This window comes from Pseudomonas sp. BIC9C (genome assembly GCF_034541995.1).
Lineage (GTDB): Bacteria > Pseudomonadota > Gammaproteobacteria > Pseudomonadales > Pseudomonadaceae > Aquipseudomonas > Aquipseudomonas fluorescens_CC.
Window position 1 is genome coordinate 9,672 of sequence record NZ_JAWDGM010000002.1, and the last position, 24,969, is coordinate 34,640.

General features: G+C 58.8%; 18 protein-coding genes and 3 pseudogenes. 7 read left to right on the plus strand and 14 right to left on the minus strand.

The genetic code is table 11. The annotated features are described in order from the left end of the window. Positions 1-48 precede the first annotated feature (48 nt). The 8 genes and pseudogenes from RS887_RS10265 to RS887_RS10300 all read right to left on the minus strand — a co-directional run bounded on the left by RS887_RS10265 (position 49) and on the right by RS887_RS10300 (position 9,037). Positions 49-1,179, minus strand: a complete 1,131-nt coding sequence (locus tag RS887_RS10265; protein ID WP_322615290.1) for a glycosyltransferase family 4 protein — start codon at positions 1,177-1,179, stop codon at positions 49-51. After that, positions 1,180-2,310 (minus strand): annotated as a pseudogene (locus RS887_RS10270) (glycosyltransferase family 4 protein). It lies immediately after the preceding gene. Further along, positions 2,294-3,661 carry a glycosyltransferase family 1 protein gene (locus RS887_RS10275; RefSeq protein WP_322615291.1) on the minus strand — a complete coding sequence of 456 codons (1,368 nt, stop codon included), beginning with the start codon at positions 3,659-3,661 and terminating at the stop codon, positions 2,294-2,296. The pseudogene RS887_RS10270 and the gene RS887_RS10275 overlap by 17 nt, the downstream one beginning before the upstream one ends. Beyond that, positions 3,658-4,911 carry an ABC transporter ATP-binding protein gene (locus RS887_RS10280; protein ID WP_322615292.1) on the minus strand — a complete coding sequence of 418 codons (1,254 nt, stop codon included), beginning with the start codon at positions 4,909-4,911 and terminating at the stop codon, positions 3,658-3,660. The genes RS887_RS10275 and RS887_RS10280 overlap by 4 nt, the downstream gene beginning before the upstream one ends. Then, the gene (locus tag RS887_RS10285) at positions 4,911-5,708 is read right to left on the minus strand and encodes an ABC transporter permease (protein ID WP_322615293.1); all 798 of its coding nucleotides are present in this window, start codon (positions 5,706-5,708) and stop codon (positions 4,911-4,913) included. Before RS887_RS10285 ends, RS887_RS10280 begins: the two co-directional genes overlap by 1 nt. Continuing rightward, a complete protein-coding gene (locus RS887_RS10290; RefSeq protein ID WP_322615294.1) occupies positions 5,709-7,151 on the minus strand; it encodes a mannose-1-phosphate guanylyltransferase/mannose-6-phosphate isomerase in 1,443 nt (480 codons plus the stop codon). It lies immediately after the preceding gene. Between the two features lie 3 nt (positions 7,152-7,154). Continuing rightward, the gene (gene gmd / locus RS887_RS10295) at positions 7,155-8,126 is read right to left on the minus strand and encodes a GDP-mannose 4,6-dehydratase (RefSeq protein WP_015094126.1); all 972 of its coding nucleotides are present in this window, start codon (positions 8,124-8,126) and stop codon (positions 7,155-7,157) included. Next, positions 8,123-9,037 carry a GDP-mannose 4,6-dehydratase gene (locus tag RS887_RS10300; RefSeq protein ID WP_322615295.1) on the minus strand — a complete coding sequence of 305 codons (915 nt, stop codon included), beginning with the start codon at positions 9,035-9,037 and terminating at the stop codon, positions 8,123-8,125. Before RS887_RS10300 ends, gmd begins: the two co-directional genes overlap by 4 nt. Positions 9,038-9,460: 423 nt before the next feature. On the opposite strand from RS887_RS10300, the gene RS887_RS10305 reads away from it, so the two are divergent. From RS887_RS10305 to RS887_RS10325, 5 genes are read left to right on the plus strand one after another with little or no spacing between them, the layout of a single operon-like run. Continuing rightward, positions 9,461-11,038 carry a glycosyltransferase gene (locus RS887_RS10305; protein WP_322615296.1) on the plus strand — a complete coding sequence of 526 codons (1,578 nt, stop codon included), beginning with the start codon at positions 9,461-9,463 and terminating at the stop codon, positions 11,036-11,038. After that, entirely contained in the window at positions 11,032-12,327 is a 1,296-nt protein-coding gene (locus tag RS887_RS10310) for a glycosyltransferase (protein WP_322615297.1), read from the plus strand. The genes RS887_RS10305 and RS887_RS10310 overlap by 7 nt, the downstream gene beginning before the upstream one ends. Continuing rightward, the gene (locus RS887_RS10315) at positions 12,324-13,208 is read left to right on the plus strand and encodes a class I SAM-dependent methyltransferase (RefSeq protein WP_322615298.1); all 885 of its coding nucleotides are present in this window, start codon (positions 12,324-12,326) and stop codon (positions 13,206-13,208) included. The genes RS887_RS10310 and RS887_RS10315 overlap by 4 nt, the downstream gene beginning before the upstream one ends. Further along, complete coding sequence (locus tag RS887_RS10320) at positions 13,205-14,362, plus strand: acyltransferase (protein ID WP_322615299.1); 1,158 nt, start codon at positions 13,205-13,207, stop codon at positions 14,360-14,362. The genes RS887_RS10315 and RS887_RS10320 overlap by 4 nt, the downstream gene beginning before the upstream one ends. Further along, entirely contained in the window at positions 14,356-15,189 is an 834-nt protein-coding gene (locus RS887_RS10325; protein ID WP_322615300.1) for a class I SAM-dependent methyltransferase, read from the plus strand. Before RS887_RS10320 ends, RS887_RS10325 begins: the two co-directional genes overlap by 7 nt. Positions 15,190-15,561: 372 nt before the next feature. Here RS887_RS10325 and RS887_RS10330 read toward each other — a convergent pair whose 3' ends face one another. From RS887_RS10330 to phbB, 5 genes and pseudogenes are all read right to left on the minus strand, one after another. Beyond that, complete coding sequence (locus RS887_RS10330; RefSeq protein WP_322615301.1) at positions 15,562-15,828, minus strand: hypothetical protein; 267 nt, start codon at positions 15,826-15,828, stop codon at positions 15,562-15,564. A 380-nt stretch (positions 15,829-16,208) separates the two neighbouring features. Then, positions 16,209-16,328: pseudogene (locus tag RS887_RS10335) on the minus strand (AAA family ATPase); the annotation flags it as partial. A 107-nt stretch (positions 16,329-16,435) separates the two neighbouring features. After that, positions 16,436-18,139, minus strand: a complete 1,704-nt coding sequence (gene phaC / locus RS887_RS10340; RefSeq protein WP_322615302.1) for a class I poly(R)-hydroxyalkanoic acid synthase — start codon at positions 18,137-18,139, stop codon at positions 16,436-16,438. 171 nt (positions 18,140-18,310) lie between these two features. Next, positions 18,311-19,489, minus strand: a complete 1,179-nt coding sequence (locus tag RS887_RS10345; RefSeq protein ID WP_322615303.1) for an acetyl-CoA C-acetyltransferase — start codon at positions 19,487-19,489, stop codon at positions 18,311-18,313. A 64-nt stretch (positions 19,490-19,553) separates the two neighbouring features. Further along, complete coding sequence (gene phbB, locus RS887_RS10350; protein WP_111286054.1) at positions 19,554-20,300, minus strand: acetoacetyl-CoA reductase; 747 nt, start codon at positions 20,298-20,300, stop codon at positions 19,554-19,556. 267 nt (positions 20,301-20,567) lie between these two features. Between phbB and RS887_RS10355 the strand changes: the two genes are divergently transcribed. After that, positions 20,568-21,683: an AraC family transcriptional regulator gene (locus RS887_RS10355; protein ID WP_322615304.1), complete on the plus strand. Its 1,116-nt coding sequence runs from the start codon at positions 20,568-20,570 to the stop codon at positions 21,681-21,683. A 14-nt stretch (positions 21,684-21,697) separates the two neighbouring features. On the opposite strand, the pseudogene RS887_RS10360 reads toward RS887_RS10355, so the two are convergent. After that, positions 21,698-24,135: pseudogene (locus RS887_RS10360) on the minus strand (DUF3141 domain-containing protein). A gap of 251 nt (positions 24,136-24,386) precedes the next feature. Here RS887_RS10360 and phaP point away from each other — a divergent pair. Next, positions 24,387-24,950, plus strand: a complete 564-nt coding sequence (gene phaP / locus RS887_RS10365) for a TIGR01841 family phasin (protein WP_111286048.1) — start codon at positions 24,387-24,389, stop codon at positions 24,948-24,950. Positions 24,951-24,969 lie beyond the last annotated feature (19 nt).

The following is a 24,969-nucleotide window of genomic DNA, read 5'->3' on the forward strand; positions in this document are numbered from 1 at the left end:
TGTTGGAAAGCAGCAGCAGAGGCAAGTCGGCTCCTGCAAGAAAAAGCGTCATGCGTAGGCGAGGGCTTTTTCTTCCAGCAGTTCCTCGTACAGCGTCGTCCATTTGCGACCCATTTCATCCGCTGTAAACAGGGTTTGATAACGGGCCTGCGCTTTCTCGCCCATTTGCGCAGCAAGCACCGGGTTTTCCCAAAGCGTGCGCATCGCCTCGCGAAACGCCGATGGATTGCTCGGCGGCGCCACCAGCCCGGTCTCGTCATGGATGTTGATGTAACTGGTGCCAGTGCCAATTTCACTGGAGATCATCGGTTTGCCATACATCGCGCCTTCAAGCAGCGAAATGCCGAAGGCTTCGGAGCGCAGGTGCGACGGGAACACGATGGCATAGCTCAGTTGCAGCAGCGCTACCTTGTCCTCCTCCCCCAGGCGTCCGAGGAAGTGAACATTGCGTAAGCCCAAGGCGGCCGCCTGGGCATGCAGCTCTGCTTCCAGTGGGCCGGCACCGACAATCACTGTCGGGTAATCCAGGTCCTTCAGGGCGTCGAGCAGGATGTGCAACCCTTTGTAGTAGCGCATCACCCCCACAAACAGAAAGAACTTGTCGCCAAGCTTTTGCCGCCAGTGAGCCATTCGATCGCTGTCCGGCTGTGGGTAGCCTGCCTTGTTCAATCCATAGGGAATCACTTGGGTCTTGTGCTGAAACTGTTGCAACACATCGCTGGTGTGCAGGTAATTGGGCGATGCAGCGACGATCCGGTCGGCACTGTGCAGAAAGCGGTTCATCAGCGGCCGGTAAAGTCTGAGCAGGTGTTTCTGGCGGATAATGTCCGAGTGGTATGTCACCACGCTGGGTTTTTTCAGGTTGCTGGCGAAGTGCACCAGGTCCATGAACGGCCATGGAAAATGGTAATTGACCACATCGGCCTCGGCCGCCAGCTCGCGAAACTGTTTGAAGACGCTCCAGGAAAACCCTGTGGAGGCGAACTGAATGTCGAGTCTGGCGCGATGGACTTCATGGTGAGCGATCTGCATCGCCGCCGGTGTCGGATCGGCACTGAGTGTCAGCACCTTGCCTTCAACGCCGTGCAGGGCACCGCTTTCACACAACTGGAAAATAACCTGTTCGATCCCGCCGACCGAGTCAGGCAGGTACGTCTTGAAAAAATGAAGAACTCGCATTCAACCTCCCATAGCCTGGCGGTAAGCGCTGGCCGTGACTTGCGCGCAGCGTTCCCAGGTAAAAAGCCTTGCCTGTAGCAATCCGGCTTCCCGGCATGCCTGCCAATGCGCTGGATCCTCGATCAGACGGCTCATTGCATTGCGCAAGCCGTCGGGATCATCAGGTTCAATATAGTTGCCCGCAGAGCCTGCCACTTCAGGCATGGCCGAGCGTCGGGTCAGAATGACCGGGGTGCCGCAGGCCATGGCCTCCAGCACCGGCAGGCCAAAACCTTCGTATAGCGACGGAAAAATCAATGCCCGGGCGCCGGCCAACAACTGCGCAACGTGCTCGTCAGGCAGATAGCCCAGCAAACAGACATGCCCGCTGGCCAGGGCCTGGTGCAATTCTTCGCTGAACTGCTCGCGCTGCCAGCCGGCCATTGCCGACGATCAGCAATGGAAAACGCTGACGGACCGATTCCGGCAATCGGGCGTGGGCGCGCAGGGCGAGGACAGATTCTTGCGCGGTTCCAGGGTGCCGACACAGAGGAAGTATTCCCGCGCTTCGACGCCATGGGTCTTGAGTACGGCGTCGATAGCCTCGGGTGGGCGCGGGTGAAAACGCGCGGCTACACCCAGTGGTGCGACAACGAAACGCTGCGCCGGTAGCCCGAAATGTGCCCGGGCTTCGTCGGCAATGAATTGCGAGTCGGTAAGAATCAGGCTGGCCTGTTGCACGCCGTCGGCCACGCGCCGTTCGATTTCCCGCAAGCGCGCCGGTGGCTGTGTTTCCGGATAGTGCAGGTGTGTCAGGTCATGCAGGGTGATGACGGTCGGGCCGTCGAACGACAGCGGCCACAGACTCGGTTCGTGGTAGAGGTCGATGGCTTGCGCGCGGCCTTGATCGAAGCGTTTCTGTTCCAGCCACCGTCGGGCCTGATAGGCCCCGGGAATCTTCCGCAACAAGGGTGTCAGCCGGGAATAACCGGGCATGGCCGCTTCTGGCAGCACAGTGCTCCAGCCCCAGCCATGAAACAGTGCCAGTTCAATATCCGGTTCACCCGCCAGGGCGTTTGCCAGTTCGGCGACGTAGTGGCCGATGCCGGTGCGCGGCGCCTGGAGAATCCGGGCGTTAAGGGCAATGCGCATGTTGCCTCTCTTGTACGAGCGGCACATCCGGGAGATTGCGCAGGGTGCGTTCGGCCAATTGCGCACTGGCTTCACGCCAGCCGATCCAGCGCCAGTCCGCGATGTCGCGAGTGGCCGGGAACTGGCCGCTGCGCTCGAACCCCATGACCAGATCAGCCAGGCTTTGTGGCTCGGCCAGATCGAAGTACGCCATGAACTCGCCGCCGATTTCGCGAAAGACCGCAATGTCGCTGCCCATGGCCGGCAGTCCACGCTGCATGGCTTCTACCAGCGGCAGGCCGAAGCCTTCCACAAAAGACGGAAACACCAGTGAGCTGGCGTGGGTGTAGGCATGTTCGAGGCTGGTGTCGCTCAGGTCGTTGAACATGAACAGTCGTTGGTTCAGTTGCGGGTGATTACGTACCCGGGCCAGCAGTGCATCGCACTTCCAACCTACCCGCCCGGCAATGCACAGCCGGGCCTTGGAGCCCGCCGCCCAGGCCCGTTCGAAGGCGTCCAGCAGGTAGGCGTGGTTCTTGCGCGGCTCGATGGTACTGACCATCAAGAACACCGGCTCCGGCGTCGCGAACAGCCGGGCAAGACGCGGCTCCACGGCGGCGCTGACTTCGCTCAGATCGAGTTCTGAGCCCAGGTGGAAATAATCGAACCACAATGCATTGGCCTTGGCCGAGCCCAGGCGGCGCTGAACCTCCTCTCGCACCTGGTCGCGCACCGTGGCGGAAATAGCCACGTAGCCATCGGCGGTTTGCGTGATCCAGTCGAACCACTCGTTGAACACCTGCACCAGCCGTGCGTCGTAGAACTGCGGGTGAGTCAGGGGAATCAGGTCGTAGATCACTGAAACGATGCCCACGCCTTCACGTTTGAGCTGTTCGGCAAACGGGAAAAAGTCGGTGTGCCAGGACGAATCCAGCAACACCAGTTGATCCCCCGGTTGATGCTGCAACGGTGCGCAGCGTTTGGGCAGTTGATACTGGTTGATGCCCTCGATCACACGCAGCGGAAGGCTGAAACAGGTGACCGCTGTCACCCGGTAGGCCACGTGCAGCAAACGCTTGATCACCCGCGAGTTGCTTCGGTTGTGCAAGCGCTGATGCAGTTGCCAGAAGCGGTGAGCCAAGCGCCCAAGTCGTCCACCAAAGATCATCATGGCATCGAAAAACGGGATGTTCAGCGCGCCGAGCATCAGCACCCGATAGAGTTTGCCCTTGAGCATCACCACCGGTATGCATTGAACACCGTCGACCGATTCTGGTAGCTGGTTGACGACGTTGCGCACCACCCGCTGAATGCCCGAATTGACCTTGGGGTGCTGGAATACGTGGGTGCATTCCACTAAAAGACGCGTCATGGCGTACTCCCCGAGGTGACCGGCGCGCTCGAGCGCGTGACGGTGGTCTTCGCGGCCAGCCACGAGCAACCGACAAAATCTTCCTGACGGTTGTTGATCACATGGAACACCAACCCGTAATCGCGCCACTCGAAGTTGCGGTCCAGGTGCGAATCCAGGCGTGACAGGCTCAATGCCACGGAATAGTTACCCTTGCCCAATCCCATGACGAAAGCGAAGCGATAGGTCACGCGCTCGCCAGCCTGCAAATCGGTCAGCGCCTGATCCTGGCGATGGGTGTTGATGCCATACATGGCCTGGCCCAGGCGATCCTTGATCATGAAGCCCAGCACCAGCCGCTCGATGTCCTGGCGAACTTCGACATTCACCTCCAGCACGACCGGTTGGCCGACTTCGGCGGCGTCGATGGACCGCTCATGTTTGTCGAGCAGACGCACGTTCAGAATCCTGGCTTCACCCGTTCCCGAAATGGTACTGACCTGGCCGCCGGAGAGCATTTCCTGGCGCACGGTCTGTCCTTCACGCGCGGCGAGCAGGGCGTTGTAGTAATCCATGACCGCTTCGGGGGTGTCGTGCATGGCCATGTGGCCGTTTTCCAGGAGGATCGCCGAGTCGCAGATCGACTGAATCGCCGAGCGGTCATGGGAGACAATCAGCAGCGTGGTACCGGCTTTGCGAAAGCTGCGGATACGGTCGAAACTTTTGTGCTGGAAGTAGGCGTCGCCCACTGACAGGGCTTCGTCGACGATCAGAATGTCCGGGCGTCGTGCAGTGGCCACGCTGAACGCCAGGCGCATTTGCATGCCGCTGGAATAGGTGCGCACCGGGTGGTCGATGGCCTCGCCAATTTCCGCGAAACGTTCGATTTCCGGCATCAACGCTTCTATCTCTTCGACCTGCATGCCCAGCAACTGCCCGGCCATGACTGCATTCTGCCGACCCGTAAAGTCCGCATGAAAACCCATGCCCAATTCCAGCAGGGCGGCGACGCGGCCTTCGAGCTCAATGGAACCGCAGGTGGGTTGGGTGGTGCCGGTGATCATCTTCAACAAGGTGCTTTTGCCGGCGCCGTTGACCCCGACGATACCCACCGACTCTCCGGGGGCAATCTGGAAGGACACGTCCTGTAGCACCCAATGCTGACGATGGCGGATCGGCGAGAACGGGACCAGCCATTCAGCCAGTCGACTCCAGCGGGTAGGGTATTGTTTATAGGCCTTGCCCAGGCCGGTGACGCGTATGTGCCCCATCAGAGTTCATCCACCATTTCACCGACCCTCTGCCGAAACAGCCGCAGCCCGATGACCAGGAGCAACACGCTGGCGATCATGATCGGCAGCAGCGAACTCCAGACGGGCCATTGGCCGTACAGGAAGATGTTCTGGTAGCTGGTGATCAGGTTGGTCAGGGGGTTGAGTTGCAGCAGGCGCTGCACCCAGTCGGGCAGGATGCTCATCGGGTAAACGATTGGCGTCAGCCAGAACCAGAATTGCAGGCAGATGGCGAAAAATTGCCCGACATCGCGAAAAAATACATTCAATACGCCAAGAATAATCCCCAGCCCGGCACAGAACATCACCTGTAACGCCAGCAGCGGAATGAGCGCCAACAGCGCCAGGCCCGGCAGGCGACCGGTGATCAACAGGAAGCCGAGGAACAGGCCGATGATGATCGCGAAGTTGATACCGGCATTCAACAGCACGATCACCGGCAGGCAGATCCGTGGAAAGCTGATTTTTTTCAGCAGGTTGGCGTTATCCAGAAACATGTTCTGGCTGCGCACCGTGATTTCTGCGAACAGGCCCCAGGTCAGTAACCCGGCGCAGAGGTAGATGCTGTAGGCCATGCCGTCATCTACCCCAGGCAAACGCGCGCGCATGATCTGGGAAAAAATCACGGTGTAGACAATGATCATCGACAGCGGATTGAGCACGGTCCACAGGGCACCGAACAACGAATTGCGATAACGCGCCTGAAACTCTCGCTGGACGCTACCGAGGATGAACCCTCGATAGCTGCCCAGCGTGCGGTAAAGGGAAAGCAGCATTCAAACCGTCCTGCCGTATTGATCTTCGAAGCGGACGATGTCGTCCTCTCCCAGATATTCGCCGCTTTGCACTTCGATGATCACCAGGTCGATCACGCCGGGATTCTCCAGGCGATGCTTGTGACCGGCAGCAATGAAGGTCGATTCGTTCTTGGCCACCAGGTGAGTGCCGGTGCCATTGTTGGTGACCTTGGCCATGCCTTCGACCACCACCCAGTGTTCATTGCGATGGTGGTGCATCTGCAACGACAACTTGGCGCCGGGCTTGACCACGATGCGCTTGATCTTGAAACGCGGGCCTTCCTCCAGCACGGTGTAGGTGCCCCATGGGCGGCTGACCGTCCGGTGCAGGCGATAGGCTTCGTGCTCTTTATCCTTGAGTTGCCGGGCCACCCGGCGCACATCCTGGGCGCGGTCGGCGTGGGCCACCAGCACCGCGTCGGCGGTGTCGACGATGATCAGGTTATCCACGCCCACGGTCGCGACCAGACGGTTATCGCTCTGGACGAAATTGTTGTGGCTGTCGATGAAAATCGACTCGCCGACGGCGCGATTGTTCTGTGCATCCGCTGGTACCAGTGCGGCTACCGCACCCCAGGAGCCGATGTCGCTCCAGTCGAAACGGGCGGGCACGACAACCACCTTGTCGGAGCGCTCCATCAATGCGTAGTCGATGGAAATGTCCATGATTTCGCCAAACAGCGCCGGTGACAGCTCCTGTTGCACGCTCCCGGCGTTTTCCACGGGGGCGCTGGCGGCCATGCAGGTTTTTGTCTGCTCCAGCAAAGCGGGCGAATGGGTTTGCAGTTCGGCCAGCAGGGTGGCGACCGAGAAGCAGAACATCCCGGAGTTCCACAGGAAGTTGCCGCTTTCCAGGTAATGCGTCGCGGTTTGCAGGTCGGGCTTTTCGACGAAACGCCGCACGCTGGCAGCGCCTTTATCGTCCAGTGATGTGCCGGCTTCAATGTAGCCAAAACCGGTTTCCGGCGCGGTCGGCACCACACCGAAGGTCACCAGGTGACCGCCCCTGGCCAATGTCACGGCATGCTCGACCGCGTCCTTCAGCGCATCGACATTGACGATCAGATGGTCGGCGGGCATGACCAGCATGATCGCGTCATCGCCATGCAGGGCCTGGAGGGAGAGGGCGGCAGCGGCAATGGCCGGCGCCGTATTGCGGCCGGTCGGCTCCAGCAGAAAGTGCCCGCGATGGCGGCCAAGGTGCGCGTCCCGAAAGTGATCCTTGCTCTGGAAGTAGTACTCGCGGTTGGTCACCGTGACGATATCACCCCAGCCGTCAAGCAGGTCTGCGGCACGCCGATAGGTCTTGCCCAGCAACGACTGGCCGTCAGGCAATACCATGAACGGTTTGGGATGGCCTTCACGCGACACCGGCCACAACCTTGTCCCGGCACCGCCGGAGAGAATCACGGGAATCAGCATGGCCTACTCCTTGGCAACGCGTTTCATGTCCGCATCCATCATCATGCGGATCAAGGCATCCAGATCGGTTTTTGGCTTCCAGCCCAGCACACGCTGGGCCTTGGCCGGGTTGCCGAGCAACACTTCCACTTCGGCCGGGCGGAAGAACGCCGGGTCGATCTTCACGTAGTCGCGGTAGTTCAGGCCCACATGATCGAAGGCGATCCGACACATCTCGCGCACGGTGGTGGTCACGCCGGTGGCCACCACGAAGTCGTCGGGTTTGTCCTGCTGCAGCATCAGCCACATGGCCTCGACGTAGTCCCCGGCAAAGCCCCAGTCGCGCTTGGCGTCGATGTTGCCCAGGCGCAGTTCCTGCTGTTTGCCCTGCTTGATCCGGGCGGCGGCGTCGGTGACTTTGCGCGTCACGAACTCGATGCCGCGCAGCGGTGATTCATGGTTGAACAGAATCCCGCTGCTGGCGTGCAGGTTGAAGCTTTCGCGGTAGTTCACGGTGATCCAGTGGCCATACAACTTGGCCACGCCATAAGGGCTGCGCGGATAGAACGGTGTGTTCTCGTCCTGCTGCTCGGCCTGGATCAGGCCGAACATTTCGCTGGTGGACGCCTGGTAGAAACGCGTGTGCGGACTGAACTGACGGATCGCTTCGAGCAGGTGGGTAACGCCCAGACCATCGACGATGCCGGTGGTCACCGGTTGATCCCAGGAGGCCGCGACAAAGCTTTGCGCGGCGAGGTTGTAGACCTCGTCCGGCGCCGACTTGATCACCGCGCGCTGCACTGAACAGGCATCGGCCATGTCGCCGTCCAGGTAGACGATGTCCGCTTCGACCCCCATCTCACGCAGACGCCAGCGCGAATCGCTGCTGCGACGCGCGACCAGACCGTGGACCTTGTAACCCTTGTCGAGCAGCAGTTTGGCCAGATACGCGCCATCCTGGCCGGTAATCCCCGTGATCAATGCACTTTTAGTCATTCTTGTCGTACTCGCTTCTCCCAGTCGGACAGGATCGCCCGCAGGGATTGTTGTGTTGTGATTTCAGACTTCCATCCGGTGGCCTGGGTCAGCCTGGCAGGGCTGCCACACACCCGACGCTGATCGGCGCGGCGAAGTCGCGCAGGGTCCTGGACCAGTTGCAGGTCGACCTCGGCAAGATCTGCCAGTTGCTCGATCAAACTGCGAATGCTCTGCTCGCGCCCCGAGCAAATGTTGTAGACCTGCCCCGGCGTACCTTTTTCCAGCAAGGCCAGGTAGGCCGAGACCACGTCCCCGACATCGAGGAAATCGCGCGTGACGTCGATGTCCCCGACTTCCAGTCGTGGCGCTTGCAGGCCTTGTTTGATCCGGCAAATCTGACGGGCGGCGCTGGCAATGACGAAGCTGTCTTTCTGCCCGCTGCCGATGTGGTTGAACGGGCGGGCGACCAGTACGGGCCAGCCTTCGCTCAGGCCCCATTGCAAACTCAGGAACTCTGCCGACAGTTTGCTGACGGCATAGGGATTGCGCGGGCAGGGTGGCTGCAATTCAGTGATGGGCAGATCGGCTTCAGTGACCTGGCCATAGACATCACCGGAGCTGACGTACAGAAACGTGCCGCTGAATCCGCGCGCCTTGAGGGCTTGCAGCAGGTTCAGGGTGCCCAGCAGATTGATATTCAGGGTGCCCGCCGGATCACGAAAGGCTTGCGGAACGAAAGTCTGGCCGGCCAGGTGAATCACCGCATCGGGCATTTGCGGCCACAAGCCTTCGAGACTGTCCGGCGCAGCGAGATCGTAGCGGCAAGGAACAGGCAGAAGCTCCCATTCCGAGGCATCAGCCTGTAAACGCGATTGGATGTGTTGTCCGACGAATCCGCTCAGACCCGTGACAAACAGACGTTTTTTCAAACAGCGACCCCTTGGGCATGCATTTCATCCAGTTTCCACAGGCTTTATGGAAAGGTTTGCGAGCCGATATGATCGCTCGAAAGACGGATGAGATGTTTGTTGTAGTTGTTTGGTAGCCAATCTGTGCCATTTGCCCGGCAATTTCAACAGGTCCCATCGTGACCGGTCAGTTCTCGTCAGCGTAGCCTGATTTATTCTCGCCGGGCGGTTCACGAATCCTCAACGGATGTGGTTAGAATGCCCCTCGTCACGATTATCCGGGGTTCGGCAGCGACGCTTCGAAACGGCGAGAAACTGACCACTAAAACAAGAACGACGACGGGCAGGAAGACGATGGACGAGCGCCAGTAAACATTGGCTATAACCCTGTCCTCCCCGTCATGGCGTGAGGCCGCCGGGATGGCGGCGTCACCGTGGGATACCATGAATTTCATTCTTTACTCCGACGTCAACGACAGCTCCATCAGCCAGAGTCTCGGCCGTCCCGAGTACAGTTACTACTTCGTGCTCAAGGCGTATCGCCCAGTACTCGAAAGCCTTGGCCGAGTGCATGTGGTGTCCTCCACCGCCGAGGTCGATCCGCTCTACAGACAATTATTGGCCGCCGGCGAAGACAGCCTGTTCCTGTCTTTTACGCCGCCGCAGAAAACCCCGAACGACCTTGAGTGCCCGACGATCTGCGTGGTGGCCTGGGAGTTTGATTCGATTCCCGATGAACAATGGGATAACGATCCGCGCCAGGACTGGACGCAAATGCTGGCGCGGCAGGGCCGGGTGATCACACTCTCCAGCCATACCGCCCGGGCCATTCGTCGGAGCATGGGCAAAGACTTTCCGGTACTGGTATTGCCGACGCCGTTGTGGGAAAACTTCGCCGACATTCGTAGTCGCCATACCAGCGTCCCGATCAGCGCCGGCTCGACCCTGGACATCAAGGGTTGCATCTTTGATACACGCACACTCGGGCTGAGCGCCGAAGCACTGATTCCCGTCGTGCCGACCGCCGAGGAACTGGCGGCGCTCGAGGCCGAGCTGGAGGCATTGAAACCACCGCCGCTGACGCTCAAGCGGCGTTTTGTGATTGCTCGCCATTACCTGCATATGTGGCGCCTGGACAAAGGTAAATCGCTGCCGGTCCCGGTGCATCGCACGCATTTTCTAAGCCAGTGGTATTGGGAAGGGATTCGCGACTTGTTGTCGCAAGCCGCCCATGAGCGTCTCGCCGACTGGCTGCCGGCCATCGCCGGCCCGCAGACGATTGCCGTACCCGAGCCAGAACCGCGGCAGTGGCCAGACACCACCACCCGGGTCGAAACGCAGGTTGAGGGTGTGGTCTACGTCACCGTGTTCAACCCGCGTGACGGTCGCAAGAACTGGCATCAACTGATCAGCGCATTCTGCTGGGCATTGCGCGAAATGTCTGACGCGACGCTGGTGCTGAAGATTACCCAAAGCGATCTGTCGTCCTACCACGACGAACTGATGACGTTGCTCGCGCAGCTTTCTCCGTTCGCCTGTCGGGTGGTGGTCATGCACGGCTACCTGGACGAGCCGCAATACGCCCGGCTGTACGAAGCCGCCAGTTACTACGTCAATGCCTCGCGCTGCGAAGGGCTGTGCCTGCCGCTGATGGAGTTCATGGCCAGCGGTAAACCGGTGATTGCCCCGGATCACACGGCCATGGAAGACTACATCGATGAGCGCGTGGCGTTTGTGGTCAAGTCCAGCGAAGAGCTGACCATCTGGCCGCAGGACACTCGCATCATCTACCGCACCCTGCGTTACCGGCCGGATTGGGGCTCGCTGAAAACCGCTTACGAAGACAGCTACCGTCTGGCCAAGGAACAACCGCTGGAGTATCAGCGCATGTCCCGCGCCGCCGTCGAGCGCATGCACGATTACTGCGCTTTCGCCCCGGTGCAGAAACGCATGGCGGATTTCTTCGGGCTGGCGCCACAGGCTTTACCGACAGCAACCGTGACGGATAACGCCTCATGCTGATCATCATTCATTCGGAAACCAACCAGCACACCATTGCCCAGAACCTTGGTCGCTCGGAGTACAGCTATTACTTCGTGCTCAAGGAGTACCGACCCGTACTGGAACGGTTGGGGCGAGTGGTGGAAGTCAGCGACCCGCAGACCGAAGTCGATGCCTTGTACCTGGACTGCTTGTCCCGTGGCGAAGCGTGCGTGTTCCTGTCGTTCTCACCGCCTCATCGCACGCCGGTCAATTTCAGCTGCCCGACGCTGCCGGTGTTCGCCTGGGAATTCAGCACCATCCCCAACGAACCCTTTGCCGGTGACCCGCTCAATGACTGGCGCACGGTGTTGCGGGCCGCGGGTGCGGCGATTACACATTCCAGCTACACCGTAAATGCGGTGCGCGAGGCGATGGGTGCCGACTATCCGATCATCGCGGTACCGGCCCCGGTATGGGACCGGTTTTCCGAGCGCGGCGCCCACCTGCAACGCCAGCCCCTGGCCAGTCAGGTGCGGTTGACGCTCAAGGGGTTGCTGGCAGACAGCCGCGAGCTCGACTTGCGAGCCTTTGGCCCCGTGGCAACTCGCGAAGGTGTGGGTATTGATTTCCAGGCCCTGCCGAGTGAACACGAGTTGGTCCTCGATGGTGTGATCTACACCTCGGTGTTCAACCCCGGTGATGGGCGCAAGAATTGGGAAGACATGCTCAGTGCCTTTTGCGTGACGTTTCGCGAGGTGGACGACGCAACGCTGGTGCTCAAGTTGACGCACCACGATGCCGAAGCAGCGCTGACCGACATCCTTCACCACTTGTACAAAAACCAGTCCTACCGCTGCCGGGTCGTGTTGATTTACGGTTATCTGGCTGACGCGGACTATGAGCAGCTGGTACAAGCGACGAGTTACGTGGTCAACACTTCCTACGGCGAAGGCCAGTGTCTTCCGCTGATGGAGTTCATGTCCTGTGGCAAACCGGCCGTGGCGCCACGGACCACGGCGATGATCGATTATCTGGATGCCGATAATGCATTCCTGATCGACTCCACCGATGAGCTGACGGCCTGGCCACATGACCCGCGCAGGGCGTTTCGGACCTTGCGCTACGTCACCAACTGGGCGTCGTTGTGCAGGGCTTACCAATCAAGTTATGACGTGGCCAAGGGTGATCCCGAGCGTTATGCACGGATGTCCGTGCATGCAGTGGCCAGCCTCAGGAAGTTCTGCAGCCAGGCCACTGCCGAGCAGCGGCTCGGCGTATTTTTCCAGCACCTGTTCGAGAACCATGCCGTGGAAACCCCCGAGGCATGATTCGCGCATTGGTCAGACGTTTCTTTGCTGAGACGAAACCCGAGCCCCAGCCTGCGCCTGTGCCGGTCGAGCAATCCCGTGTGTCGCCAAGAGATGTGGGCTTGCACGATGCGATGCATGACGGCTGGTTTTCGGGGGACAGCGGCGAATTGCTCAAGGGGTTTGCCATCACCGCCGACGACACCCTGCTGGATGTCGGTTGCGGCGAAGGCGTGGCGACGTTGTTCGCAGTCCGCCAGGGCGCTTCGGTGATCTTCACCGACAGTGAACACGACAAGGTGCGCGATCTTGCCCGGCAAGTGGCCGCACAATCGGACAAACCGAACCTGGGGCTGGTCAGCAACAGTTTGCCGCTGCCATTGGCCGAGGGCTGCGCCAGCAAAGTCGTGTGCATGGAAGTGCTCGAGCACATCGATCAGCCAGAGCCCTTCATGGCCGAACTGGTGCGCATGGGCCGCCCCGGTGCGCTGTACCTGCTGAGCGTGCCATCTCCGGTGGGCGAGCATTTGCAGAAAGGCATTGCCCCGGCCAGCTACTTTCAATCGCCCAACCACGTGCAGATTTTCAGCCCCGAGCGATTCGCCGCGCTGGTGGAGGACGCGGGCCTGGTCATCGAGCATCGTCAGGCATCCGGGTTTTTCTGGGTCATGGGCATGATTTTCTTCTGGGCCAGTGAACGGGCTGCCGGGCGAGACCTGGGTGGTGCGGTTCGCGACCGGATTCAGGCGCCGTACCCGCCGCTGATGGAGAGCTGGGCGAAAACCTGGCAGGACTTGCTGGCCCAGCCCGACGGGTTGGCGATCAAGCGGATGCTGGACCAGTTCATGCCCAAGAGCCAGGTGATCATTGCTCGCAAACCTCATGTCCAGGAGAGCGAATGAATAACGAAAAACGGATCATGGACATCGAGTTGCTGCGCGGCATTGCGGTGCTTGGCGTGCTGTTTCATCACCTGCAGGACAGCCTGTTCGCGGCGGCTGTGCCATTGCTGCAGAGCATCACGCTGTACAGCCAGCCGTGGTGGGGTGTGGATCTGTTTTTCGCGATCTCGGGCTTCGTCATTGCCCGCAGCCTGATCCCGGCCTTGCGCCGCTGTACAACGCGTCGGGAGTATTGGCAACAGACGCGCAATTTCTGGTTGCGCCGGGCCTTTCGTTTGCTGCCGTCGGCCTGGTTATGGCTGGCGCTGATGTTGCTGGCGTGCCTTTTTCTCAACAGCTCCGGCGCGTTCGGCACGCTGCACGCGAACATTCAGGCGACCCTGGCCGGCGTCGCGCAGTACGCCAATTTCCGCTTTGCCGACAGCTTCTATCACTACGAGTACGGCACCAGTTTCGTGTACTGGAGCCTGTCGCTGGAAGAGCAGTTCTACCTGCTGTTTCCGTTGCTGATCGTGCTGTTTCGCAAACACCTGGTGTGGGCTTTGCTGGCGCTGGTTGCCGTGCAGTTGTTGACCTTGCGCACGCCGATCCTGATGGTGGTGCGCACCGACGCGCTGGCCCTTGGCGTGCTGTTGGCGATGTGGAGTACGCAATCGTCGTACCTGCGCTGGGAGCCAACATTCTTGCGTCGTCCATGGGCGGGTGTTACCGCACTGATTGCGGTGTCGCTGCTGCTCAGTTTCATGGCGACGGATCGTTTCACCTTCACTTCTTACCGGATCGGCGTGATTGCGGTGCTGTGCGCGGTGCTGGTCTGGATCGCGTCCTACAACCACGATTACCTGCTGCCTCGCGGCGTGTTCAAGAACCTGATGACGTGGGTCGGCAGCCGTTCCTACGGGATTTACTTGATCCATATCCCGGCCTACTTGCTGGTTCGTGAATTCATTTTCCGTTTACAGGCTGCCGGGCTGCCCAGCCCGGCGAGCCATCCGATTCTGATGTTGCTGATGGCTGGCGGCCTGATCGTGCTGCTGAGCGAACTCAACTATCGCTACATCGAAATGCCCATGCGCAACCGCGGCGCCTCGCTGGTCAAACACCTGGGCACCTCCCGAACAGCCGTCCCATCCTCTGGAGCCACCTCATGCTGAGCCTATTGAAGAAACTCACGGCGGGCACGCCCGCGCCTGTGCAGCCAGAGACACCGCCTGCGCCACCCGTGGCGGAGAAAGTCGACCCCTATATGCTCGGCCTGCACGACGCGATGCTCAGCGGCTGGTTCAATCAGCAAACCGGCGAACTGTTCAGCGGATTCCCGGTGACCCCCGAGGACACGCTGCTGGATGTGGGTTGTGGTGACGGCGGCAACGTGCATTTCTGCGGGATGCGCGGGGCAAAGATCATCATTGCCGATATCGATGCGGCCAAGGTCGAGGCAACCCGCCAGCGCCTGAGCGATACACCGGCCCGCGACGTCGAATGCCACGTCACCGACTGCAACCCGCTGCCGATTGCCGATGCGACCGCCACACGGGTGGTGTCGACCGAGGTCATCGAGCACGTGGACGATCCGGCCCAGTTCCTCGCTGAACTGGTGCGCGTTGGCAAACCGGGCGCGCTGTACCTGCTGAGCGTCCCGCACCCCAGCTCCGAAGACCTGCAGAAAGATATCGCCGCGGCCGAATATTTCCAGAAGCCCAACCACATTCGCATCATCAGCGAAGAGCAGTTCAAGGCCATGGTCAGCGATGCCGGTCTGGAAGTGATCAGCCACAGCCAGTACGGATTCTACTGGTCGATGTGGATGCTGTTGTTCTGGGAAGCCAAGGTCGACTTCAGCAACCCGGACCATCCGTTGCTGAACCACTGGGCGGATACCTGGCAGGCGATCCTGGCTTCGCCACGGGGCACACAGATCAAGCAGGCGCTGGATGCCGTGGTGGCGAAAAGTCAGGTGATCATTGCGCGTAAACCCTGATCACCTTGCTGTGGGAGCGACGGTCTGCAACGGGCCGTCTGTCACCGTCATTCGGTGACGTCCCGTAGCATCCCATCAAGCCTGATCAGCAATGCCCGCTTGGGCGAGCCCGTGAACCCGAACCGTATTGCCCGCCTGGATACCATTCCAGCACGCTGTAGCCGGCTCGTTCTCAGAGCCGGCTGATCCCGTATGACTTTCTGCTGAACGCCTACGCGTTGCATAAGCGTTCTCCAGAAACTAAAACGGGGGAGGTACAGAAAAACAACACCTTACGATGGCCGAACGGGGGCTCAATAAAATCTAATTTCATCTGTATTGTCGTGAGAGTGGAGTATTAGGCTGATCACAGGTAGCGATCCGCGAGAATGCTTACTCTGGCATTGTCCAGGATTGTAGCTTGAAGCCCTCCTGGCTCAACTCGGCGCGTACCTCTTCCAGCAGGCTTTCCAGCTGCGCCGGGTCGGAATAGGCACTGCTTGGAATCTGTTTGCGACAAATACGAGTGTTGGCCCGGTCGATGACGGTCAGGCTCAGTTCGCCATTACCGTCTTGCGGAGCCCAGGCGACGCATTGAAAAGGTTCGAATGCGTGGCCTGCAATCAAAAGTGCCTCGTTGATACGGAGCGGGGTGCTCATGGGGCGTCTCTCCTTGTACCCAAACAAATGATGTGCCGTCGGGTGGGCTTACCGGTTGGCTGTTTATTAGTCGGGGGGCGGGTCACAGGTAGTAATAATTTTGTTTAAACTTTATTTCATTCACAAAAATTAACCCGCGATTGTGAAAGTTGAATGGACGGTAGTCATTCGTTAGGGAAGCTCTGAAAAAGACTCCCAGATTTGGTGAAGTTATTGGCGCTGATTGAAAACTCACACACCCTGCCGATTGAAATTTGACCCAGGGCGGATTGCTGATTTCGCAGCAGCAATTTCGGATAAACTCAGCAGCGTGCCGATCACATGAGCCGCGGAAGACCTGCTGCATGCAGTCATGCAGCAGGGCATTTCCACAACAACAGTCAAAATTGCTGGTCTTCCTCCGTACCAACCTCGTTCTTGCGCTTACGTTTGCGTGATTTGATCTTCGTCTGTGCAATCAAACTGCGGTGTTGCAGGCGGTATGACTCGTTGCCCGATTCCGATCAATCCTGCTTCGGCACAACCCACAATATCTCGATGCTGCCGTCATCCAGGAAGTCGAGCGTCACGTACCAGAAAGTGTCGCGCTCTGGCCCACAGCAATCTTTCATTGCTTTACATAGCTGCCTGGCGCCGGCTCCAGAGGCGGGAATTTGTCATTCCCTATGTGCGCAACCGCTGGTTGGCGCTCGCCGGAGTGTCCCGCCAGCCAGTTGAACCAATCATTCCACCAGCTACCGGGTTGCTGCTCAGCATTCTTGAACCAGGTCTCCGGGTTTTTCGTGACCCGATTATTGGTCCAGTAATGGCGCTTCTGCTTGGCCGGTGGATTGATGACGCCGGCGATATGCCCAGAAGCTCCCAATACAAAACGCTTGGCCCCGGAGAGCAGGTTGGTGCTGGCGTAGGCGCTTTTCCAGGGCACGATGTGATCGTCATGGGTGGCGAGGATGTAAGCGGGAGCGTCAATTGCACGCAAATCCAGCTTGACCCCACAGCACTCCAGCTCGCCTGATTTCAAATCGTTCTGCAGATAGGTGTGGCGCAGATACCAGCAGTACATCGGTCCCGGAAGGTTGGTGCTGTCGTTGTTCCAGAACAGCAGATCAAGCGGGATCGGCTTCTGCCCCTTGAGGTATTTGTCGACGTTGTAGTTCCACCACAGCTCGTTGGGTCGCAGTAGGGAAAAGGTATTGCCCATGTCCTCACCACGAAACAGACCGATGGGACCATTCATGCCGCCGATGGTGCGCTCTCGATAGGCCACCAGTTCTTCGTCGACGAATATGTCGATGGGACCGGTATCCAGGTAATCAAGGAACGTGGTGAACAGGCTCACGCTGGCGATCTCCCGGTCGCCGCGTGCAGCAAGTACTGCCAGCGCCGTGCTCAGCAGGGTGCCGCCGATGCAGAAACCCACGCAATTGAGTCGCTGCTCGCCACTGATATTGCGGGTCACCTGCAAGGCGTTGATTACCCCGTGCTCAATCAGGTCATCCCAGGTGGTGCCAGCGTGTTCTTCGTCAAAGTTGCGCCAGGACATCAGGAATACGGGATGTCCCTGTTCCAGCAGGTGGCGGACCATCGAGTTGTCCGGACGCAGATCAAGGATGTAGTACTTGTTGATCGACGGAGGTACGACGAATACCGGGTGTCGGTACTGGGTTTCGCTTTGCGGGTAGTACTGAATTAGCTGGAACAGGTGATTCTCAAAGACGATTTCGCCAGGGGTGTTGGCCAGATCGACGCCAACCTTGAAGGCACCGCTATCACACTGGCGCATTTTGCCTTCGTTCATGTCGCTAGCCAGATGCTGCATACCTGTGAGCAGGCTGGCACCTTGAGTCTCAACCACACGCTGGAGCGCATCAGGGTTACTGACCAGGAAATTGCTTGGCGCACTGGCGGCAATGGCTTGCTCCACCAGATAGCGCAGGCGTTGGCGCGGCTTTTTTTCGTCGATCAGCAGCTTGTCGAGCAGTTTCAGGAGAAAGCTGGAGTTGAGCAGGTAAAACGCAGCCAGGGAGCCGAACAGTGGGTCGCTCCAGTTGCCGCTGGAGAAGCGTCGATCATCGAAGCTGAAGGGTTGGCCGGTCAGCAGTTTTTGGCCGAGTTGGCACCATTGAACCTGATAGTCCGCTTGAAGGCTGTCCAGGGTTTCGCGAGGCAACTCGAACCACGCGCCGTGCTCATGCCCGGAAAACCAGGGATTAGTGCTGACCCATAGGCGTAATTGTTGCACTGCAAAGGAAGCGATGAACGGAACCTGGCCTGACCAATAGGTTTTGAATGTATGCGCGTTGTTGTCCATAAAGTTCCTTGCCCGTACAGATGAGCCGGGCAGAAAAAAGCCGCGCTTTGCCGGAGTCCGGGGTAGCGACGGCAGGAATGCGGGCAGCGTTGTCTGACGCCAACCTGACGCCAACCTGATGCGCGGAACAAGAGTCCCAAGTCCGCGCATGGGCTACTCAGATGCTGTTGGTTAGCGCTCGATAGCCAGGCCGACGCCTTGTCCGCCGCCGATGCACAAAGTGGCCAGCCCCTTCTTGCCGTCGCGACGGATCAGTTCGTGCACCAGCGACACCAGAATCCGTGCCCCAGACGCGCCGATCGGATGGCCAAGGGCGATCGCGCCGCCGTTGACGTTGACCTTGCTGGTGTCCCAACCCAACTCTTTGCCAACCGCCAGCGACTGGGCGGCAAAGGCTTCATTGGCTTCGATCAGGTCGAGGTCCTCGACGCTCCAGCCGGCTTTTTGCAGGGTCAGGCGTGTAGCCGGGACCGGGCCGATGCCCATGATCGACGGGTCCACACCGGCGCTGGCATAGGCTTTGATCCGTGCCAGTATCGGAAGGCCGAGCGCTTGTGCTTTAGCGGCGCTGGCCAGCAACAGCACGGCCGCACCATCGTTGAGGGTCGAAGAGTTGCCGGCGGTCACGCTGCCGTCTTTCTGGAATGCAGGTTTGAGTTTCGCCAAGGCTTGCGCAGTGCTGTCGATACGCGGCTGTTCGTCGGTATCGAAGACCAGCGGTTCGCCCTTGCGCTGAGGAATCAGGATCGGGGTGATTTCGCTCTGGAAACGCCCGCCCTCAATGGCTGCGGCGGCCTTCTGTTGCGAGGCGGCAGCGAAGGCATCCTGTGCTTCACGAGAGATCTCGTACTTCTGCGCCAGATTCTCGGCGGTGATACCCATGTGGTAGTCGTTGAAGGCGTCCCACAGGCCATCCTGGATCATGCTGTCTTGCAGTTGCGCATGGCCCATACGCAGGCCGGTGCGTACCTTGGGCAGAACATAGGGTGCCAGACTCATGTTTTCCTGACCGCCAGCGATCACCAGTTCCGCGTCGCCGCAACGGATTGCCTGGACGGCGAGATGTACTGCCTTGAGACCGGAGCCGCAGACCTTGTTCAAGGTCAGGGCAGGTGTGGTGTTTGGCAAGCCGGCCTTGATCGCTGTCTGGCGTGCCGGGTTTTGTCCAGCGCCGGCAGTGAGTACCTGGCCCAGGATCACTTCATCAATCTGAGCAGCATCGAGACCCGTCTGCTCCAGCAAGTTGCGAATCACTGCGGCACCCAGTTCGGTCGCGGGAATTGCAGACAAAGCACCCTGGAAACTGCCAATGGCGGTACGAGTAGCGGCAACGATTACGACTTCGTTCATGCGTGACCTCATGGAAAAGACAAAATTCGTCGAGCAAACCAGGGCATTCCTGCCCTGATCAGGGTTATTGCATGTTCATGCCGCCGTTTAAGGAGAAGTCGGCACCGGTGCTGTAGGCGGATTCATCGGAAGCCAGCCAGGCCACGATCGAGGCGATCTCTTCGGGTTGGCCAAGGCGACCAACCGGTATTCCCGCGATCATGCCTTCGAGAATGTCCGGGCGAATTGCCGCAGTCATGGAGGTCTGGATGTAGCCCGGGGAAACGGTATTGACGGTCACACCCTTGCCGGAGACTTCCCGGGCCAATGCCATGGTGAAACCATGGATGCCAGCCTTGGCGGCGGAGTAGTTGGTCTGACCGAACTGGCCACGCTGACCGTTGATCGAGGAGATATTGATGATCCGCCCCCAACCCTTGGCCAACATGCCTTCAATGACCTGCTTGGTGGTGTTGAACAAGCCCGTCAGGTTGGTCCCGATCACGCTGTTCCAGTCTTCCGGGGTGAGCTTGCGAAAAGAGGCGTCGCGAGTGATGCCGGCGTTGTTGACCAGCACATCGATCGGGCCGAATTGTTCACGAGCCATCTCGAAAGCCTTGCGGGTGGTCTCCCAATCGGTGACGTCGCCATAGATGAACTCGAACTCATAACCCGCCTCACGCTGGCTGGCAGCCCAGTCGTTCTTGCGGCTGGAATCAGAGCTGCAGCCGACGATTACCTTGAATCCTTCCTTGTATAGACGTTGGCTGATTGCCGTACCGATACCGCCCATACCACCCGTTACCACAGCAATACGACTACGAGATTCCATACATCTACTCCATTTTTTGCGCTGCAGGAGAGAAGATTGTTGGTTATCGACGGGCCGAGGGGAAGTGTTTGAAGGTGACGTTCTCCTGTCCTTCGGTGCCACGCGGGGAGGTGCCCGCTGGCAAAAAATGAGGAGTACCGATACTGGGGTCAATGTTTAAAACTGAATGGATAGTTAATATTTCTGCAACGTAGTTGAAATATGTTCAACGCATGTCAGTATCGGCTCCGGACAGGACGTTCGGTTCCATCGGTCATTGAGGACGCCATGTATAGAATGAGTTCAGGTTATGCCAGCATGCTGGCGAATACGTTTTTGGCCCAAGGACTGGACCTTGCCGGTCTGTGCCAGGAGGCTGGACTGGATGTCGAGTTCGTGAATAAACCAGGAGCATTCTGCGAGCGAAGCGTTATCTATCGTCTTTGGGACCTGGCTGCTCAGGCTTCGGATGATCTGAATATCGGTTTGAAAGCCTATGGGGAATTCCATCCCAGTAGTTTTCAGATCGTGGGCTACACGATGATGTCCAGTTCGAACCTGAAAAGGGCACTTGAGCGTCTGGTACGTTTCAGCCCGTTGATCGGTACCGGATTCAGCCTTTTCTTTGTGCAGGAGCAGCAGCATTACCGACTGGCCAGCCTCGATCATCAGCAACCTGGCTCGGTCAAACCCCGGCAATATACGGATGCAGCCTTGGCTTCGCTGCTGGGTTTCTGCCGTTGGCTGGCCGGTGGCAAGTCACCGCAACCTTTGAGTGTGGAGTTCACTTATCCAGAACCCGAAGACACGTCGGAGCATCAGCGGCTTTTTGGCTGTCCGCTGAGTTTCGGGGCGGCGTATGACAGCATCTTGTTCGATGGCCAGGAGCTTCTGAGTCCTTTGAGCATGGCCAACGAGGCGTTGGCCACACTCCATGACAGTTTTGCCGTGGCTCAATTGGACCTGTTGTCCGGTTACTCTATCATTGGCAGGATTCGCGCGCTGATCACCGAGCGCTTGAGCCTGGGGCAAGGCCAGGGGCAGTGTGATATGGAATCGATTGCGGCGGCACTGAACATCAGCAAGCGAACGCTTCAACGAGGCCTTGAGAAGGATGGCGCGCAATTCAAGGACGTCCTGAACGATGTGCGCCGGCAGATGGCTGACTTCTATTTGCGCCATTCTCATTTCAACATGAAGCATGTGACTTGCCTGCTCGGCTTCCATGATCACAGCAGCTTCCATAAGGCATGCATCCGTTGGTTCGGTATGACCCCCGGTCAGTATCGAACCGACGAATTGTCGCCTGTGGTCGAAGAAGTCGCGCCGGTCCGACCCATGAACCCCGTCGGTCTGTACAGAGATCATAAGGTCGCAGGCTTCGCCGAACGGATACACCGCTAATCCCTTGTGAAGGTTTATTGAGGTTTGGGGCCTTTTGTCTTTCTGCTCGCTTTGCGCTTCGGGGCTTTACCTACGATGGCGGGAGTGGGCGTCGATGTGATCTGTGGCGGCAGCGTTGCTGCAAGCGGAGATGGCTCCGAAGGGGGCTCCTGCGGGATGGCAACTGTTTCACTGGGTGGTTGGGGCAGGCTGACGCCCGGCAGGGGGACTTCGAGCAGCGCGTGGAGTTCACGCCAGAATTCGCCTTTTGCTCCAGTTGTCGCCAGCAGTTCAGGCATCATTTGTCCAACGGCTGTCAGGACCTGTTGGCGTTCCTTTGCCTCTGGTAGCAACAAGGGTAGGCTGCGCAAGCTTTCCTGCGGGAGGGTAAAAACCAGCAGGTTCTGCAAGCGGATGGCTTCGCGCAGGGCCGTGGGCTCATCACTATAGTCCTGGACCAGCCGATGCACCTGCTGGATCAGTTTTTCGATGCTCTCCTTGCCCGACTTGTCGTTGTCGCGGCCCAGCAAAAACAGAATCCTCACCAACGCTTCCAGGGGGCCGCCATGGGGTAGCGAATCCTGCAGGCGTTCGATCAGGGCCTGGTCCTGCTGGTCAGCATGAGCCTGGAGATTTCGCGCAGGCTTGTTGTTGGTGAGGGTACTCAGTGCGCCGTAAATACCGTAAAAACACAGCTCCTGAATGGCATCACGCGCATCACGGTACGCATTCAGGGTGTCTTGCATCTGGTTGGAGAACAGTTCCTGCCAGGCCAGCAACGGGTTGTCTTTGCGTGCGGGACGACGATCACTGCTGACATTGGATAGGCTCCCGGCTAACCACCACAGCGCCGGATTCAGGCTGCTCCATAGCAATTGCTGCTGATGGAAGGGGTGCGTCCTGCGCATCAATTCGGCAATGGGCTCGTTGACCATCGGACGCAGCCACGGACGTATGAACCCGTCGTAAAACGCGCTGTTGATTTCAGAGATGCGTTCTACCAGAGAGAATTCGCGATCGTCATCGCGGGACGGCTGGATGTCATCATGGAGATCGGCGATTCGCCTTGATTCGAAGCGCACTCGGTATTGCACATCATTGCTGCCTGAAGGGGCCGGCAGATCGTCAATCAGCATTTCATACAGCCCTGCCGGCAGCGCACTGATGGCTTCGACCGCGCCGAGCAACCCCGGTGTTCACGCCGCGCCACCTTGCCGGAGACAAAAATGCCTAAATGGCCGATGCTCGCGTGCCGAAGGTAGACGATGGTACGTCCTGCCTCATGCAAAGCGAGATCGCTGGGATAGACATCGGCGATCCAGTTCAATGCCTGCTGGGGAGGGGTGATGTTGTCGCCGTAGGAGCAGAACACCACCACCGGTACTTCGATCCGTTTCAGGTCAATACCGCTGCTCTTGCGGTCGAGCCCGCCGGACAATTGGTTGCCGATGAAAAGATCATCGACAATCATCTCGATCTCTTCGCCATTGAGCAGAGTCGGGCTGCCCCACCAGCGTTCGAAGTCGAGGAAGCGCGCAGCCTCGCTGTCGACCTGGCTGAACAACTGGTAGTACTTGCCCCAATAGGTGTTGGCCGGGTCCAGGTTTTCGAAATTGCTGACCAGCCAGCTACCGTCAAAACGGCCATTGCCCAAGTCGCTGCCCAGGCGAGCCAACCAGCCGCCACCCAGCAGGCCACCGGTATAGCGCATCGGATTGCGTCCATTGACACCGGCCCAGTATGACAAGGGGGCACCATTGATAATGATCAATCCCGGCAGTTCCGGTCGTTTTGCCGCCAGTCCCATCAAGGCCCAACCGGCCTGGCAGTTACCGATGATGATCGGCTTGCTGCTGGTCGGGTGAAGGGCGCTGACGATTTCGATGAACCGGGCCTGGGCTTCGACGATATCGGCCAGGGTTTGTCCAGGCTGTGGCGAGTGACTGAAAGAGATGAAATAGGTGGGGTGGCCGGCTCTGAGGCTTTCACCTAATACCGAATCCTGTTTGAAGCCGCCGATTCCCGAGCCGTGGCCGCCGCGTGGGTCAATGATGACCACCGGCCGGGTGTTGCTGTCGATTCTTTGCTCTGGTCCGGGGAGGATTCGCAGCAGTGAATAGTTGACCGGGCGTGGGAGCTCGGAGCCGGCGATCAGGGTTTCATGATCGAACTTGAGCAGCAGCGGATACCCGGCGCGTTCATGGGCCAGCGTATTGTCGCCGCGCTGGCGCAGGGTGTCCCAAAACAGCAGGCAGCGTTGGCCGAGGTCCGTGACATATTCCTGCCATTCAGCGGGCGTAGGTTGTCTGAGTTGACCTCGCTTCAGAGGCGCGAGGGTTTTTTCCTGGCGCTGGTGCAAAGCATCAAGGACGTTCAGGGTATTGAGGTGCTGCAGATGACTCAGGTGTTCGAACAGGCCGCGTTGAGAGGAGGCTTTTTCATATTGCGATGCAATAATATCTTCCTGGCCCATGGAGATCTCCTGGTTTTATGCATGAGAAGCAGCTCGCCTGCATCTCATCATCAAAGAGAGCTTGGCCGGCCGTTGCCTTTCAGGAGTCTATAGCGAATAGCGGCGGGAGGTGAAAAATTTTTGTGCGGTGCACAAAAAATCATTGCCAAACGAAGTTGTGCGCTGCAATATCAAGGCTAGCGCGATGACCGGCAGGATCGCTATCGCGTCCTCAGGCCCACGTCGGCCTTTCAGAATCAGGAGATTCAAGCATGTCTTTTTTCAACTCGGAAAAATTGCAAGACGCTCAGAAAGCCAACCTAGACCTCCTGCAGCAAATCAGCGGCAAAATCTTCTCCAGTGTTGAACAGTTCAGCCAATTGCAATTCAAGACATTGCAGGCCTCCACCGAGGAGCAGTTCGACGGCTTTCGCAAGCTGCTGGCAGTCCGTGATCTACAAGGGCTCGCTGAGCTCCAGACTTCTTTCACCCAGCCTAATGTGCAAGCCGAACGCCTGGCTGAGTTCAATCGTCAAGTACAGGCGCTGATTGTTGGCACCCAATCGGAAATTGCCCAACTGACCTCGCGTCAGGTCGAGGCGGGCACCCAGCAGGTGCAAGAGTTCGTTGAAGTGATCAGCAAGAATGCACCGGCTGGCTCCGAGCCTGTTGTGGCCGCGTTCAAGTCGTCGCTGGCGAATGCCGGTACCGTTTTTGAAAGCGCACAGAAAGCCGTAAAACAGGCTGCTGACGTTGCCCAGAGCGGTTTTGACGCAGCGACCGCCGCAGCCGGCAAAACCGCTCCTGGTGCCAAGGCTACAAGCGGTAACAAGTAAGTCACATTAGAGCGGTTAC

What these genes read in the sequence shown, in the direction of transcription:
- RS887_RS10265 (WP_322615290.1), bottom strand. Translation starts at nt 1,179, where the DNA reads ATGCGAGTTCTTCATTTTTTCAAGACGTACCTGCCTGACTCGGTCGGC.
- RS887_RS10275 (WP_322615291.1), bottom strand. Translation starts at nt 3,661, where the DNA reads ATGACGCGTCTTTTAGTGGAATGCACCCACGTATTCCAGCACCCCAAG.
- RS887_RS10280 (WP_322615292.1), bottom strand. Translation starts at nt 4,911, where the DNA reads ATGGGGCACATACGCGTCACCGGCCTGGGCAAGGCCTATAAACAATAC.
- RS887_RS10285 (WP_322615293.1), bottom strand. Translation starts at nt 5,708, where the DNA reads ATGCTGCTTTCCCTTTACCGCACGCTGGGCAGCTATCGAGGGTTCATC.
- RS887_RS10290 (WP_322615294.1), bottom strand. Translation starts at nt 7,151, where the DNA reads ATGCTGATTCCCGTGATTCTCTCCGGCGGTGCCGGGACAAGGTTGTGG.
- gmd (WP_015094126.1), bottom strand. Translation starts at nt 8,126, where the DNA reads ATGACTAAAAGTGCATTGATCACGGGGATTACCGGCCAGGATGGCGCG.
- RS887_RS10305 (WP_322615296.1), top strand. Translation starts at nt 9,461, where the DNA reads ATGAATTTCATTCTTTACTCCGACGTCAACGACAGCTCCATCAGCCAG.
- RS887_RS10310 (WP_322615297.1), top strand. Translation starts at nt 11,032, where the DNA reads ATGCTGATCATCATTCATTCGGAAACCAACCAGCACACCATTGCCCAG.
- RS887_RS10315 (WP_322615298.1), top strand. Translation starts at nt 12,324, where the DNA reads ATGATTCGCGCATTGGTCAGACGTTTCTTTGCTGAGACGAAACCCGAG.
- RS887_RS10320 (WP_322615299.1), top strand. Translation starts at nt 13,205, where the DNA reads ATGAATAACGAAAAACGGATCATGGACATCGAGTTGCTGCGCGGCATT.
- RS887_RS10325 (WP_322615300.1), top strand. Translation starts at nt 14,356, where the DNA reads ATGCTGAGCCTATTGAAGAAACTCACGGCGGGCACGCCCGCGCCTGTG.
- RS887_RS10330 (WP_322615301.1), bottom strand. Translation starts at nt 15,828, where the DNA reads ATGAGCACCCCGCTCCGTATCAACGAGGCACTTTTGATTGCAGGCCAC.
- phaC (WP_322615302.1), bottom strand. Translation starts at nt 18,139, where the DNA reads ATGGACAACAACGCGCATACATTCAAAACCTATTGGTCAGGCCAGGTT.
- RS887_RS10345 (WP_322615303.1), bottom strand. Translation starts at nt 19,489, where the DNA reads ATGAACGAAGTCGTAATCGTTGCCGCTACTCGTACCGCCATTGGCAGT.
- phbB (WP_111286054.1), bottom strand. Translation starts at nt 20,300, where the DNA reads ATGGAATCTCGTAGTCGTATTGCTGTGGTAACGGGTGGTATGGGCGGT.
- RS887_RS10355 (WP_322615304.1), top strand. Translation starts at nt 20,568, where the DNA reads ATGTATAGAATGAGTTCAGGTTATGCCAGCATGCTGGCGAATACGTTT.
- phaP (WP_111286048.1), top strand. Translation starts at nt 24,387, where the DNA reads ATGTCTTTTTTCAACTCGGAAAAATTGCAAGACGCTCAGAAAGCCAAC.